The sequence below is a fragment of the Novosphingobium sp. GW835-FHT14H07 genome (assembly GCF_058793515.1).
This window is the reverse complement of sequence record NZ_JBXAFX010000010.1, coordinates 115,231-129,385: the sequence shown is the minus strand read 5'-3', so window position 1 is coordinate 129,385 and position 14,155 is coordinate 115,231. Positions and strand designations below refer to the sequence as shown.

Annotated in this window: 14 protein-coding genes; 3 read left to right on the top strand and 11 right to left on the bottom strand. The window is 64.5% G+C overall.

The window, feature by feature from the left end:
- The first annotated feature begins 69 nt into the window (after positions 1–69).
- Positions 70–1,407, top strand: coding sequence for a nucleotide sugar dehydrogenase (locus tag AC1Q5P_RS11540; RefSeq protein ID WP_492477367.1), 1,338 nt, complete (start codon positions 70–72; stop codon positions 1,405–1,407).
- 127 nt (positions 1,408–1,534) lie between these two features.
- Positions 1,535–2,533, top strand: coding sequence for a GDP-mannose 4,6-dehydratase (locus AC1Q5P_RS11535; protein WP_492518997.1), 999 nt, complete (start codon positions 1,535–1,537; stop codon positions 2,531–2,533).
- A gap of 98 nt (positions 2,534–2,631) precedes the next feature.
- On the opposite strand, the gene AC1Q5P_RS11530 is transcribed toward AC1Q5P_RS11535, so the two are convergent.
- Positions 2,632–3,303, bottom strand: a complete 672-nt coding sequence (locus AC1Q5P_RS11530) for a glutathione S-transferase family protein (RefSeq protein ID WP_039336219.1) — start codon at positions 3,301–3,303, stop codon at positions 2,632–2,634.
- Positions 3,304–3,434: 131 nt separating this feature from the next.
- Here AC1Q5P_RS11530 and AC1Q5P_RS11525 point away from each other — a divergent pair, with 131 nt between their 5' ends.
- Positions 3,435–5,363 carry a beta-L-arabinofuranosidase domain-containing protein gene (locus AC1Q5P_RS11525; RefSeq protein WP_492518996.1) on the top strand — a complete coding sequence of 643 codons (1,929 nt, stop codon included), beginning with the start codon at positions 3,435–3,437 and terminating at the stop codon, positions 5,361–5,363.
- Here AC1Q5P_RS11525 and AC1Q5P_RS11520 read toward each other — a convergent pair.
- From AC1Q5P_RS11520 to AC1Q5P_RS11475, 10 genes are all read right to left on the bottom strand, one after another.
- Positions 5,360–5,770: a DUF1801 domain-containing protein gene (locus AC1Q5P_RS11520; RefSeq protein ID WP_492518995.1), complete on the bottom strand. Its 411-nt coding sequence runs from the start codon at positions 5,768–5,770 to the stop codon at positions 5,360–5,362. The genes AC1Q5P_RS11525 and AC1Q5P_RS11520 overlap by 4 nt on opposite strands.
- Before the next feature lie 43 nt (positions 5,771–5,813).
- Positions 5,814–7,913, bottom strand: a complete 2,100-nt coding sequence (locus AC1Q5P_RS11515; protein ID WP_492477371.1) for a TonB-dependent receptor plug domain-containing protein — start codon at positions 7,911–7,913, stop codon at positions 5,814–5,816.
- A 90-nt stretch (positions 7,914–8,003) separates the two neighbouring features.
- Positions 8,004–8,255 carry a hypothetical protein gene (locus AC1Q5P_RS11510; RefSeq protein ID WP_039336211.1) on the bottom strand — a complete coding sequence of 84 codons (252 nt, stop codon included), beginning with the start codon at positions 8,253–8,255 and terminating at the stop codon, positions 8,004–8,006.
- Positions 8,256–8,276: 21 nt separating this feature from the next.
- Complete coding sequence (locus tag AC1Q5P_RS11505; RefSeq protein ID WP_039336209.1) at positions 8,277–8,720, bottom strand: chemotaxis protein CheW; 444 nt, start codon at positions 8,718–8,720, stop codon at positions 8,277–8,279.
- Positions 8,721–8,742: 22 nt separating this feature from the next.
- A complete protein-coding gene (locus AC1Q5P_RS11500; RefSeq protein ID WP_082013426.1) occupies positions 8,743–9,114 on the bottom strand; it encodes a response regulator in 372 nt (123 codons plus the stop codon).
- Between the two features lie 23 nt (positions 9,115–9,137).
- Positions 9,138–9,695, bottom strand: a complete 558-nt coding sequence (locus AC1Q5P_RS11495) for a chemotaxis protein CheD (RefSeq protein WP_052242571.1) — start codon at positions 9,693–9,695, stop codon at positions 9,138–9,140.
- 1 nt (position 9,696) lies between these two features.
- Entirely contained in the window at positions 9,697–10,716 is a 1,020-nt protein-coding gene (locus AC1Q5P_RS11490) for a protein-glutamate methylesterase/protein-glutamine glutaminase (protein WP_039336208.1), read from the bottom strand.
- Positions 10,713–11,582: a CheR family methyltransferase gene (locus AC1Q5P_RS11485; protein ID WP_039336206.1), complete on the bottom strand. Its 870-nt coding sequence runs from the start codon at positions 11,580–11,582 to the stop codon at positions 10,713–10,715. The genes AC1Q5P_RS11490 and AC1Q5P_RS11485 overlap by 4 nt, the downstream gene beginning before the upstream one ends.
- On the bottom strand, positions 11,579–13,795 hold the full coding sequence (locus AC1Q5P_RS11480) for a chemotaxis protein CheA (protein ID WP_492518994.1): 2,217 nt from the start codon (positions 13,793–13,795) through the stop codon (positions 11,579–11,581). The genes AC1Q5P_RS11485 and AC1Q5P_RS11480 overlap by 4 nt, the downstream gene beginning before the upstream one ends.
- Positions 13,792–14,052: an STAS domain-containing protein gene (locus AC1Q5P_RS11475; protein WP_052242570.1), complete on the bottom strand. Its 261-nt coding sequence runs from the start codon at positions 14,050–14,052 to the stop codon at positions 13,792–13,794. Before AC1Q5P_RS11475 ends, AC1Q5P_RS11480 begins: the two co-directional genes overlap by 4 nt.
- Between the last annotated feature and the right edge of the window lie 103 nt (positions 14,053–14,155).

Genomic DNA, 14,155 nt, shown 5'->3' with positions numbered 1-14,155 from the left:
AAGAGCCTCGATTTAAGCAAGGCGGCGATCCGGCGCTTCAAGCGTCAACCATGAAAGGCCGCCTGTCCCGTGACAGTCCAGTTCCCGACGCTTGCTCCTGCTCCAGTTCCCGGTCACCCTCGGGGCCTCGATCCGCTGGTTTCGGCGACTACCCGCGTCACCGTGCTCGGCCTTGGTTACGTCGGCCTGCCGCTGGCTGTCGCGCTCGCCAAGAAGTTCTTCGTCACCGGCTTCGACATCGACGTCCAGCGCATTTCGGAATTGTCCGAAGGGCATGACCGCACACGCGAGATCGAGCCGGCGCTGCTTTCGATGTCGAGCCTTGGCCTCACTTGCGATGCCGGGGTCTGCCCGCCGAGCGACTTCTACATCGTCACCGTGCCAACGCCCATCGACAACCAGAATCGACCCGACCTGCGCCTTGTCGAATCCGCCTCGCGGACGGTCGGCAAGATGCTGCCCGCTGCCGTCAAGGAAGGGCGCGCGCCTGTCGTCGTGTTCGAAAGCACCGTCTATCCGGGTGTAACCGAAGACATCTGCGGTCCGATTCTCGAGGAAGTTTCCGGCCTCAAGTGCGGTCAGGACTTCTTCCTCGGCTACAGCCCGGAACGCATCAACCCCGGTGATCGCGAACATACCATCGAGCGCATCACCAAGGTCGTCTCCGGCCAGACGCCCGAAGTGCTCGATCGCGTGGCCGATCTCTATGGCGCGATCACGTCTGGCGGCGTGTTCCGCGCCGCTTCGATCAAGGCTGCCGAAGCCGCCAAGGTGATCGAGAATGCCCAGCGCGATATCAACATCGCCTTCATGAACGAGATCACCCAGATCTTCTCGAAGATGGACCTCTCGGTCTGGGACGTGCTCGCCGCCGCCGGCACCAAGTGGAACTTCCTGCCCTTCACCCCCGGCCTGGTCGGCGGGCACTGCATTGGCGTCGATCCCTATTACCTCTCGGCCCGCGCCGAAGCCCTCGGCCACGATCCCCAGGTGATTCTCGCCGGGCGCGGGGTGAACGATGGCATGGCGCAATGGGTCGCGCAGCAACTCCATGCCCAGCGCGGCGGCAAGCCGGGCACGGTCCTCGTCCTTGGCCTGACGTTCAAGGAAAACGTGCCGGACCTGCGAAATTCCAAGGTCGCCGATGTCGTCGCCGAACTCCAAGCGCTCGGCCACAAGGTCGCCGTCCATGATCCCCATGCCGACAACGCCGAGGCCATGCTCGAATACGGCATAGAGCTGGCGGGCGACGCCTTCGATCAGACCTTCGACCTCGTCTTCCTCGCCGTGCCGCACAAGTACTACCTTGCCGCAGGAGCAGACCGCATCGCGTCACTGGTGGCGCCGGGCGGCACATTGGCGGACCTCAAGGGCGTGCTGGGTGACCGCGCCGACTGGAAACTCTAATTTATCCCTTTACCCTGCGTCCCCGCGAAGGCGGGGACCTCGGTGTTCTGACGGAACGCCAGCATAAACCGACTGAGGCCCCCGCCTGCGCGGGGGATCAACTGCTTGATTCGAAAGTGAAGCCAACGTGAAAGTCCTCGTTACCGGAGCCGCCGGCTTCATCGGCTATTCGCTCATCACCCGCCTGCTCGCGCGGGGAGACGAGGTCGTCGGCGTCGACATCGTCAACGATTATTACGACGTCAGCCTCAAGGAAGCGCGCCTCGCCCGGCTGGTGGAGCAGGGCGGTTCGCGTTTCTCGTTCTGTCGCAATGACTTCAGCGATCACGCAGGCCTTGTCGCCGCGCTGGAAGGCAAGCAGTTCGAACGCATCGTCCACCTCGGCGCGCAGGCCGGGGTGCGCTATTCGATCGAGAATCCGCACGCCTATGTGCAGTCCAACCTCGTCGGCCACCTCAACCTTCTCGAAGTCGCCCGCCATCGCGGCGCGGAGCACATGGTCTATGCCAGTTCCTCCTCGGTTTATGGTGGAAATACAAAGCTTCCCTTCTCGGTGGACGACCGCGTTGATCACCCGCTCTCGCTCTACGCCGCCACCAAGAAGGCGGACGAACTGATGAGCGAGACCTACGCCCACCTCTACCGCCTGCCGCTGACAGGCCTGCGCTTCTTCACCGTCTATGGCCCATGGGGCCGCCCCGACATGATGATATGGCTGTTTACAAAGGCAATTCTGGCGGGCGAGCCGATCAACGTCTTCAACCACGGCGACATGTACCGCGATTTCACTTATGTTGACGACATCGTCAGCGGCGTCATCGCCTGCCTCGACAACCCGCCGCCGGACGACGGTTCGGTCAAGGCCGGGGGCAGCGAGAAACCGCACCGCCTCTACAACATCGGCAACCACAAGTCCGAGCACCTGATGAAGGTCATCGCGATTCTGGAGGAGCAGCTGGGGCGCAAGGCCGAGATGAATCTGATGCCGATGCAGCCCGGCGACGTCCGCCAGTCCTTCGCCGACATCGATGCGATTTCAGGCGACCTTGGCTATCGTCCGACGACGAGCATCGAGGTCGGGGTGCCCAACTTCGTGAAGTGGTACAAGGACTACCACGGGTTGTGACCTTGCGCCCCGGAGTTGCGGGGGAGTTCGCGAGAGTTGCCGCTTTGCCCCCGGGAGTTGGGGGTGAGTCAGGGGTGAGTTGGAAAACCCCGGTTTCGTCACGCGTTCACGTCGGCATAGTGGCTCGGCGGCTGGATCACGTCCATGCGCTCGGCCAGGAGCGGGCGGAAGCTGGGGCGGCTCTTGAACACCGAATACCACCCGCGCGCCTGCTCGTGCCCCGACCAGTCGATCCCGCCGAGATAGTCGGCCACCGAGATCTGCGCGGCGGCGGCAAGATCGGCAAGGCTCATCGTCGAGCCTGCCAGCCAGGGCCGGTTGTCGATCAGATAATCGATATAATACAAGTGCTCATCGGCCAGCCGCATTGAATCGCGCAACCGCTTGCTGTCTGGCGGGCTGCGATAGACCAGCCGCTTCTTCATCCGCTCTTCCAGCAGGGGCAACGTGACGTCGGCATAGAAATTCTCGTCGAACAGGGCCACCAGACGGCGGATCTCCGCGCGGTTCACCGCCGTGCCGTTGATCATCGGCGTCTTGTCGACGGTCTCTTCGAAATACTCGCAGATCGCGCGGCTGTCGGCCAGAACCACGCCGCGTTCAGGGTTCTGGATTGCCGGAGTGCGATAGGCGGGGCTCAGCTTCCCGAACGCCTCGGTCCGCTCCCACGGGTTCTCCCGCACGAGATCATAGGCCACGCCCTTCTCGCTGAGGAGAAGGCGCACCTTGCGGCTGAACGGACATAGGGGAAATTGATGTAGCTGCCACATGCGTGGAAGCTTTGCGCGGGGAGCGACGCAGGGTCAAGGACATGCGGCATTCTGCGCGCTTGACCACAGTAGTGACAAGTCCGCTCTTGGAAGTTAGTCTGACTAATTCCGAACTCTTGCAAGTGGCAGGCATGACTGTAATCCCCCTCGGCCTTGGTGCGACCCGGCGCTCGTTTCTTCAGGGAGCAAGCGTGCTTGGCCTGTTCTCGCATAATGTCAGCGCGTTCGCGGCAGCTGCAAAACCGGGGCGGGCACAGGCCATGAACCGGGTCCAGCCTTTCGACATGTCTGACATAACGCTGGCCGAGAGTCCGTTTCTCCATGCCCAGCGCATGACCGAGGCCTACCTCCTGCGGCTGTCGCCTGACCGGATGCTGCACAATTTCCGCAGGAATGCGGGGCTCGAGCCGCGCGCGCCGGTCTATGGCGGATGGGAGTCCGAGAAGACCTGGGAGGACATCAATTGCCACGGTCACACCCTCGGCCATTACCTTTCCGCCTGCGCACTTGCCTGGCGCGCCACTGGCAAAGCCGAATATCGCAACCGCATCGAATACATCGCCAGCGAGCTTGCGGCGTGCCAGAAGGCTTCGGGTTCAGGCCTCGTCTGCGCCTTTCCCAAAGGTGCGGCGCTGGTGGTCGCGCATCTGCGCGGAGAGAAGATCACCGGGGTTCCGTGGTACACGCTGCACAAGGTCTACGCCGGCCTGCGCGACGCCGCGCAACTGGCGGACAGCGACAGGGCGAGGGACGTGCTGATGCGGCTCGCGGACTGGGGCGTCATCGCGACGCGGGACCTTTCCGACGAAGCGTTCGAAGCGATGCTGGATACCGAGCATGGCGGCATGAACGAGATCTATGCCGATCTCTTCGCGATGACCGGCAAGGCGGAGTATCGGACGCTTGCCCTGCGCTTCTCTCACAAGACCATCCTGCGTCCGCTGGCAGAACGCCGCGATCATCTCGACGGGCTGCATGCCAATACGCAAGTGCCCAAGATCGTGGGATTCCAGAGGGTTCATGAAGTGACGGGCGCGCCGGAGTATCACCGCGCCGCACAGTTTTTCTGGCAGACCGTCACCGGCCCGCGGGCCTTCGCCACCGGGGGGCATGGCGACAACGAACATTTCTTTCCCATCGCAGATGGCGCGGCACACGTCTTTTCCGCCAAGGGTTCGGAGACCTGCTGCCAGCACAACATGCTCAAGCTCACGCGCGCCCTGTTCATGGCTGAACCCAAGGCGGAGTACGCCGACTATTACGAAGGGACGCTGTACAACGGCATCCTCGCCTCGCAGGACCCTGACAGCGGCATGGCGACGTACTTCCAGGGCGCAAGGCCGGGCTACATGAAGTTGTACCACACGCCCGAGGATTCGTTCTGGTGCTGCACCGGAACAGGCATGGAGAACCACGTAAAGTATCGGGATTCCATCTATTTCCACGACGCGGCCGCGCTCTGGGTCAATCTGTTCATCCCTTCCGCTGTGCGCTGGCGCGGCATGGGTGCGGAACTCGCGCAGGAGACCGCTTTCCCGGAAAGGGCAGAGACCTTGCTGCGGTGGAAGTGCGCCCGGCCGTTCGAGGCGACGCTGAACCTGCGTCACCCCAGCTGGAGCCGGACGGCCCGCGTTCTGGTCAACGGGGCAGAAGTCGAGACGTCAAACGAACCCGGGCGTTTTCTCGCGGTGCGCAGGACATGGCGCAACGGTGACACGGTTGCTTTGCAACTGAAGATGGAAACGACCGCCCAGGCCCTGCCGGCAGTGGACGACATCGTGGCGTTCAAGCATGGGCCGCTAGTGCTTGCCGGAGCGCTGGACCCGGTTCCGCAGGGTAGCGACATCGTGGTCAACGAGCGGCTCTATGGTGCCTACAACGATGCACCGGTGAAGGTCCCGCACCTGGCTGGCGAGGCTCAAGATCTGGCGAAAGCGATCCGCAGCAGGGCCAAACCGCTGGAGTTCGAACTGCCGGCGGCGGATGGCTCGGCTATCCGGCTGTTGCCGTACTTCAGGATCGCCCACCAGCGCTACGCGACCTATTGGAAACTCGCCTAGCGCTTGCGCGCCGGCTCCTTTGCCAGATTGAACGCCACCGCCGCACGAATCAGTGCGACGAAGGCCTCGCCATCAAGCGCATCGCCCTCCCGCAGATCGATGGCACGGCGCGTGCCGCCAGTCAGGCTGGCATTGAACAGGCGATCAGGATCGGGCAGCGCGGCGCCGTGGGCGAAAGTCAGCTTCACGTCGGCCTTGTAGACCTCGCCGGTGCAGATCACGCCGCCATGCTCCCAAGTCGGCACGCCTGCGGGATTCGTGGGTTTTGCCCACTTCACGCTTTCGATCACGTCCGGGTCGGCGCGATGGATAAGCTCCCGCACTCGAGCGAGCATCTCGCCGCGCCAGTCGGCAAGCTCGGCGATGCGGGCTTCTATTCGGCTGGCGGGAGAGGCTTGCTCGGTCATCGTCTGAGGTTGGCAGTCAATGCCTTATAGATAAACAGGAATCTCAGATGCTCCCCTTCACCGTCAGGGTGAAGATCGGGCCGATCAGGCGATCGCGGGTCTCGACGAAGGCAATGGGCGAGTTGGGGCGGGGGCCGGCGAAGACCTCGCGGTCCCAGCGCTGGCGGCCATTGAGCAGGTTGTTGGCGCTCGCTTTCACCGTCAGGCCCATGACGTTCTTGTGCTCGATGTAGACTCCGGCAAACACCGGTCCTTCATAGGCGCGACCACGCTCGAAGCGGCGATGGTAGAGCGACTGGTGGTTGTATTCGTAGGATGCGCCTGCCGCCCAGTCCGTACCTTGGAAGTCCTGGCGGAAGTTCAGCTCCCAGTAGCGGTCGGTGATGCCGCCATAGGGGATGTGGTTGGCGGGATCGAACGGATCGCGCAGCTTGGTGAAGGTCAGCTCGACGTTGAAATCGAGCCGCGCGCCTTTCCAGCCAAGCGGATCGAACTGCAGCGTGGTGTTGCTTACGATCTGCCGTTCCTGCGCCGATCCGACGTTGCCGATGGATTCGCCGTTCGTGCCGATCGGGATCACGGTCACGTAATCCTGCACATTGCGGCCGACGAGGCGCAGCTTGGTCGAGCCCAGCTTGCCGAAGGTGCGATTGAGTTCGAGTTCGGCCGACCAGTCCTGCTGCGGCACGAGATCGGCGTTGCCGCTGTTGGCATTGCCATCATCGAGGAAGCGGCGGGCAAGGAAGTCGTAGAACGAAAGCTGGCCGACCGAGCGCTTGATCTTGAACGAGACATCGAGGCTTTTTGCGGCCTTCCAGCCCAGCGAGAGCGAGCCCTTGGGCCGGAAGAACGAGCGGCTGAGGTTGCCGTTGGGGCCTGTCGCGCCAGTCTGCATCAGCGTCGATTTCTCGGCGCCGGCGATCAGCTGCAAGGTCAGGGTGCTGGAAAGCGGGCGGCTGAATGAGAGGCTGGCATCATAGCGGTCTTCTTTCACGCCGCCGGTGCCTTCGGGGAAGGGGATCTCCACGAACTGGCCGGTGTCATCGAGTTCGGCAAGGCTGGCGACGTTGCGCAGCGAATTGAACGCGCCTTCTCCCGCGAGTTGCCAGTCTCCGCCCAGCATCTTCCAGGAATATTCGCTGCGAACGATGCGCTCGCTGCTGTCGCCGGTCTGGGCGAACCGGTCACCCACAGCGGGCGAGCCGTCACCAAACGTGGTCACGACCTGCTGGCTGTAGGGCTCGTGCTCCTCGCGGTTGAGGCCGATCAGCTTGAGGCGGCCGGGCCCAAGCGCGAACTCGTAATCGCCGCCGATTTCCCAATTGCGGGCGGAGGATTTGTCAATCAGGTCGCGCACCACGGTCGAGCCATCGACATTGGTACGTACCGAGTGTTCGGTGAACCGGCGGGGCACGCGCTGGAACGAGCCGTTGAGGTTGGCGATGGACGAGCCGGGGCCGTCGATGGTCAGGCGCACAGCGAGCTTGGGATCATCGCGGTTGGCCTTGACGACGTCCTCGCGGGTCTGGATCACCGCGCCGTTGCGGTCGGTGATGATCGTCGGCCCACCGGCTGCGCCGCGATTGGCGTTGTTGGTGAGGCTGATTGTGTATTCGACCGGCCCCTGGCGGCCCGATACCGACACTTCGCCGTTGGTGTAGCGCGGGTCTGCATAGTGTGCGCGGTATTCCGGGCTGTAGCGGAACTGGCCGGAAAAGCTGGAGGAGCGGGCAACGACATTGGCGACCTGTCCCGTGAGGCCGGGGATGTCGAGCTTGGCGCCATCGACCAGTTCGATACGCTCGACGGTGGAGGCCGGGATGCGCGAAAGCTGGGTCCAGATATCGTCCGACTTGGATGACAGGCGCTTGGAGTTGACCAGCACGTTGCCGCTGGCCTGGCCGAGGCCTCGCGCTTCCTCGCCTTCGCGGATGGTGAAGCCCGGAACCTGGCGCAGCATGTCCAGGGCATTGCGCGGGGCGAAGCGTTCGAAGTCCTTGGGCGTGAACGTGCTGCGGCTGCCGGTCGTCTGGGCGGCGGGAGGGGCAGTTTCGGGGGCTTCCTCTGCGGCGCGCACCGGCATGGCAAGGGCAAGCATGGCGCAACCGCACAGCAGCGGGATTTGTTTCGATAGAAACTTCATGCCCCGCCGATGGCGCAACTCTGCAGGGCTGACGCGACAGGCTCGACCAACGACATGCGCGGGCCGACCAAAGCCATGTGTCGGTTGGAATCAGCCCGAAAGGCGCATCCGGTCACGCAGGACGTCGATCGCGATGCGTTCTATCGCGTCAGCAGGGCGATCAGCCAGCAGGAGACGAGCGAGCGTGCGCTGCTTCTGCGCGATAAGGTCGATCGCCTGGAGCTTGTCCATGTGGTTGATGGCCACGCTCATGTCGTCGCACAGGGCGGAGCCAAGTGCTTCGACTTCTTCGGCCAGCTCATCAAGGACGACCGCAATCTGGCGATGGGTGGCTTGTGCCATGGGCCTTTGCCCTCCCTTGGGTCAGGCTGCTTCGGCGATCTGGGCGCCATCGGAAAGGGCGGCGAGGTTCAGGACCATGACCATGCGGTCCTCGATCGCGGCGAGGCCTTCAAGGAAGGGCACCACCGTATCGCCTGCCGTGGTCGGCGGCGGCGGCTGGAGCGCTTCGCTGTCGATGGTCACGATGTCGCTGACCGAATCGACGATCCAGCCTGAGATCTGTGCGCCCTGCTGGGTAACGATGATCGCGTGACGGGGCGTTGCTTCGGTGGCGCGCCAGCCGAGTCGGGCGGCGAGGTCCACAACCGGAAGGACCGTGCCGCGCAGGTTCACGACGCCTGCGACATAGTGCGGCACGCGCGGCAGGCGCGTGGTGGGCGACCAGGCGCGGATTTCGCGGATGGCCATGATGTCGAGGCCGAAGACCTGGCCTTCAACCTCGAAGGTGATCAGTTCACGCAACATGTCTGGTTCCTTCCAGCAGGGTTCAGTGGGAGACGCGGCGGACGGCGGCGACGAGCTTTTCCGGGTCGAACGGCTTGACGATCCAGCCAGTCGCACCGGCCGCGCGGGCGCGAGCCTTCTTCTCGTCCGAGCTTTCGGTCGTCAGCACGAGGATCGGGCGATCGCGGTGGCGGCTGCCCTCGCGCAGGCGCTCGATGAGGCCGAAGCCGTCAAGCCGCGGCATGTTGATGTCGGTAATGACCACATCGACCTCGTTCATGGCCAGCCAGTCGAGCGCGGCCATGCCGTCCTCGGCCTGCGATACGTCGAAACCGTGCCCCGACAGGGCATGGTTGAGGAGCGCCCGCATGGAGGGGCTGTCGTCTACGGTAAGGATCCGGGTAGTGTTGCTCATGGATGGGACTCGCTTCTCGAAGATCAGAACAGTTCGACATCGCCACGAGCAAGTGCCGGGCGCGGGGTGGGCTGGACGGGTGGCGCGAACCGGTCTTCCACAGTGCGGTGGCGGACCTGGCCCGATGCCGGGCGGAAATCGACGCGGCGCGCCTGGGTGCCGCCCAGGTCCTCACGCAGGAGCGCAATGCCTTCACGACGGAGGAATTCGCGCGCGAAATCGGCGTTCATCGAGCCGATGCGCATCATGTTGCGATTGACGTTCGCGCCGCCATAGAGGTGCGCCTTGAGGTTGCCCTTGCGGGCGCCTCGGGCGAGCATCTCGTTGACCAGCAGCTCCATGAGGTAGACGCCGTAGTGCTCGTCGACCTTGGTGCCTGTAGCGTTGGCGGGCGGCTCGGACAGCAGGAAGTGGTTCATGCCGCCGATCCGCGCCTCCGGATCATAGAGGCAGGTGGCCACGCAAGAGCCCAGCACGGTCGAGTACTCGATAGAGGGGCTGCCGCTTGCCAGCGCCTGGCCCTGCATGACCGTTACCCGTTCGAGCGGCGGCGCGCCGGGAATGGGGGTTTCGAAGCTCATTTCAGGCGGCCTTGCTGAAAGCGTGGCGCGCGATTGCACCGAGGGGGGCGACAATCCGGGCAGCGCCGAGATGGATGGCAGCGCGGGGCATGCCGAACACGGTGCAGGTTGCCTCGTCCTGGGCAATGGTGCGCGCGCCGCTCTGCGCCATGGCGAGAAGGCCCTGCGCTCCGTCGGCACCCATGCCGGTCAACAGAATGCCCACTGCCCGAGGGCCGACAGTCTTGGCCACGGATTCGAACAATACGTCGACGCTCGGCAGGTGGCCCGAAACCGGGGCGCCGGAACGCAGCTTGCAGTGCAAGGTGGAAGATCCGCCCACCGAGAGGTGGCGATCGTCGCCGGGGGCGAGATAGACGTGGCCATCCTTGAGCGGCATGTCGGGTTCGGCGACGACGATGCGCGGCGGGCAGGACTGGTCGAGCGTGCGCGCGACGGCGGGGGCAAAGCGCGCGTTGATGTGCTGGACGATCAGCGTGGGCGGGCAGTCGGCCGGGAAACCCGAAAGCACGGTCTGCAGCGCTTCGACGCCGCCGGTCGAAGAACCGATGGCGATCAGGGCAGGGCGATCCGCCAGCAATCCGCGCGCTTCGCTGGCGACGCGGCGCGTTTGTGGGGCGCGCGCGGTGAATTGCACTTTCGCGGCTTCACGGATCATGCCGGCAAGCCGGCCTGCGTCGTCCAGCCCGTGCCCGCCACCCGACTTGGCATAGCAATCGACGGCGCCGAGCGCGAGCGCGCGGGCGGTCATCTCGTTGCCTTCCTGCGTCGAGCCGGACACGATGATCACCGGGGTCGGGCGCAGTTCCATGATCTTGGCGAGGAAATCGAGGCCGTTCATGCCGGGCATCTCGATGTCGAGCGTGACCACGTCCGGGTCCAGTTCACGGATCATCTGCCGGCCTTCGGCGGCATTCGCAGCGGCGGCGACGACTTCGATATCGGGCTCCTTGCCGAGCCGGTTCATCAGGATCGCGCGCATGGTGGGCGAATCCTCGACGATGACGACGCGAATTGTCATGCAGCCCTCTTGCGGTAGATGGTTGGTCCCATGGTGGAGAGTTGGTCGAGAGCCGGGCCGGTAACCCGCTCGGAATGACCGATGTACAGCCAGCCGCCGGGCGCGAGCTTTTCGGCGAAACGGGCGACCAGACGTTCCTTGGTCGGGCCGTCGAAATAGATCATCACGTTGCGGCAGAAGATGGTGTCGAACTGCCCCTGCATCGGCCAGTCACCAAGCAGGTTCAGTGACCGGAAGCGCGCGATCTGCTGCACCGCCGGATCGATGGTGCATTCATCGCCCGCTGTGCGCGTCCAGGCACGGCGGAGGGCTTCGGGAACAGGCTTGAGATCTTCGGCGCGGTATGTCGCGGCACGGGCCTTGGCGAGCGCGTGACTTGCGATGTCGCTGGCGAGCAGCCGCAGATCTCGTCGGGCAATGGCGTGGCCAGCCCCGGAGTCTTCGCCCAGCAGCGTCATCAGCAACGACCAGGTCTCCTCACCGCTCGAACAGCCTGCTGACCACAGGCGGACCTTGCCGCCGCGCTGGAGCCTATCGACGTATTCGGGTCGGACATCGCTGGCGAAATGCTCGAAGTGATGTGCCTCGCGATAGAAGAAGGTGTGGTTCGTGGTCAGCGCGCAGATGGCCTTCTGCCGTTCGGCAAGGTTTTCGCGGATGCGCAGGACATAGGCCCCGAATGTGACGCATCCGGAATCGCGCACCAGCGGCGCAAGGCGGGAATAGACCAGCATGGCCTTGCCCGGCGGCAGCACGATGCCGGCTTCCGCATGGGCGATCTCCGAGATCGCGCGGAAATCGGCCTCGTCGAACACTCCGGGGCTGACCCCCGGCATGCTCGCGTCAAGAACATCCATCAGGCTCATGCGGCTTCGGCCATGGCAGCGGATGAGGCCGATGAAAGGCTGCGCGAGACCAGCCCGTCCACGTCAATGATAAGGGCAACCCGGCCATCACCCAGGATGGTAGCCCCGGCGACGCCTTCGACAGACCGGTAATGGGTGTCTAGGCTCTTGATCACGACCTGGCGCTGGTCACAGATGGCATCGACCATCAGCGCGGCTCGGCCTGCGCCCTCGGTTTCGACCACGATGAGCACGGCCTCGCGCGGGTCGCTGACGGCTTGCGCCGCGCCGACCGAATGGGCCAGCGAGATGACGGGAATGAACCTGCCGCGCACGTTGATCATGCTGCGGCTGGCGCCAAGGCCCTGCACTTCATGCGGTTCCGGGCGCAGGCTTTCGACAACGTTCGCGAGCGGCACGACCAGCGTCTGGTCGCCGACGTTGACGACCATGCCGTCCGAGATGGCCAGGGTGAGCGGCAGGGTCAGGGTAAATGTCGTGCCCTTGCCCGGTTCGGAATCAATCGTGATGCGCCCGCCAAGGTCCTTCACGTTCTGGCGGACCACGTCCATTCCGACCCCGCGACCTGAAATGTTCGAGACCTGTTGCGCGGTGGAGAAACCAGGGGCGAAGATCAGCAGATCGATCTCTTCCTTGGACAGGATGGCATCGGGTGCGATCAGGCCCTTTTCGACGGCCTTGGCAAAGACGCGCTCGCGATCGATGCCCTTGCCGTCGTCGCCAATGCGGATGAGAATCCGGCCGGAACGATGCTCGGCCGAAAGGGTCAGCGTGCCCTCGGCGGCCTTCCCCGCAGCGATACGCTCGTCGGCCGGTTCGATGCCATGGTCCACGGCGTTGCGGATGAGGTGGGTCAAAGGTTCGCCCAGACGCTCGATCACGGTCTTGTCGAGTTCGGTGCTTTCGCCCGATACTTCCAGGCGGACATGCTTGCCCGTGGTGGACGACAGTTCACGCAGGATGCGCGGCACGCGGCTGAAGACCGAGCCGATCGGCTGCGCACGGATCGACATGGCCGATTCCTGGATGTCGCGGGTCAGGCCCTCGATCATCGCCATCTCCTCGGCAACGGCGAGGCCTTGTCCGGCAAGGCGCTGCGCCATCATGGCTTGCGCGATCACGAGCTCGCCGACAGCATCGATAAGCTTGTCGAGCTTGCCAAGTTCGATGCGGATGGACTGACCCGGAGCGGGGGGCGCGGGCGGTGCCGAACTGGTCGAGGCGGCGGCGCGCGATGGCGTAGCATCCTCGGCAGCGGCGGGAGCGCTTGAAACGGGGGCAGGCGCCGGTGCCTCGACGGCGACGGGAGCCGGGGTCTGCGGTGCCGCAGGTGACGGCGGCGCAGACTCGGCTATCTGCACCGGCGGCATCTCCGCGTCGGCTCCGAACGCCAGCGAGCAATCATCGCCGACGAAGTCGAAGATGTCGCGGATGCTGGCTTCGGCAACGTTTGAGGGAAAGCTGAACGCCCAGCCGAGGTAGCCGCGGCTGGGATCGAAGGAATCGAGTGGTGGGACCGAGGAAACGTCGCAGACTTCGCACCGGCCGCCCAGAGCCGCCATTTCGCGCAGCATCAGCAGAGGCTCGCTGCCATTGCGCATCGCGCCGCTGTGGGGGCGAAGGCGCATGTGCCACCGTTCCTGCGTCGTTTCGACATCAGGGGCAGGCCCGGCTTCTGGCGTGATTTCGCCTGAAATGTCGTCAAGCAGGGCATCGAGATCGAAGTCGAAATCGTCGCCGTCGTCGCTTGATGCTTCGACGGCAATCGGCTCGACGGCGACTGCCGGCTCGGGCTGCGGGGCTGGCGCCGGAGCTGCGGCAGGGGCGACACCGGCATTGGCAGCCATTGCTGCGGTAAGTTCAGCCTGGAGCGCGCCGTCCTCGGGGGGCTCGGTACCATCGCGCGCGGCAGTCACATGATCGCTCAGCGTATCGAGCGCACGCAGGAGAAGGTCGGTAAGCGGGCCGGTAATCGGCACGGTGCCGTCGCGCACATCGGACAGCAGCGTTTCGAAGGTATGGGTGAAGCCCTGCAGCGCGACGTAGCCGAACGCCCCCGCGCCGCCCTTGATCGAATGGACTCCGCGGAACACGGCGTTGACGGTATCGCTGTCCTGGGTGCCTTCGCGGCAAGCGGCGAGACCCTGTTCGGCTGCGGCCAGCGATTCTTCGCATTCGGCAAAGAAGATCGCCTGGATTTCGTCGGCGGTCATGCCAGCACTCCCGAGAAGAGTTCGTCAGCGAGCCCGGTCAGCGCGGCGGCTTCGCTCAGGGCATCGGAAGGGAGAATCACCGCGCCGTCACCCGTCTGGCGGGCGCTCACCAGCAGTTGCAGCATGGCCTGTCCGATCTGCCGGCACTCGCGCGCATCGATCTCGAGCGGGCCGGATCCCAGCGCTGCCAGCATTTCGGGCAACAAGGCTTCGGCAGCGGCGCGGTCGCAGCGCTCTGGCAGGGTGATCGATGTCATGGAGATGCTCTTCCTCCGGCTCGGTTGGGCCGACCGGGGAGACCCGACGCGGCAACTGGTCTTCCGGAATAGAGCACGAGGGAAAAGGCGGGCTTTCGCCGGG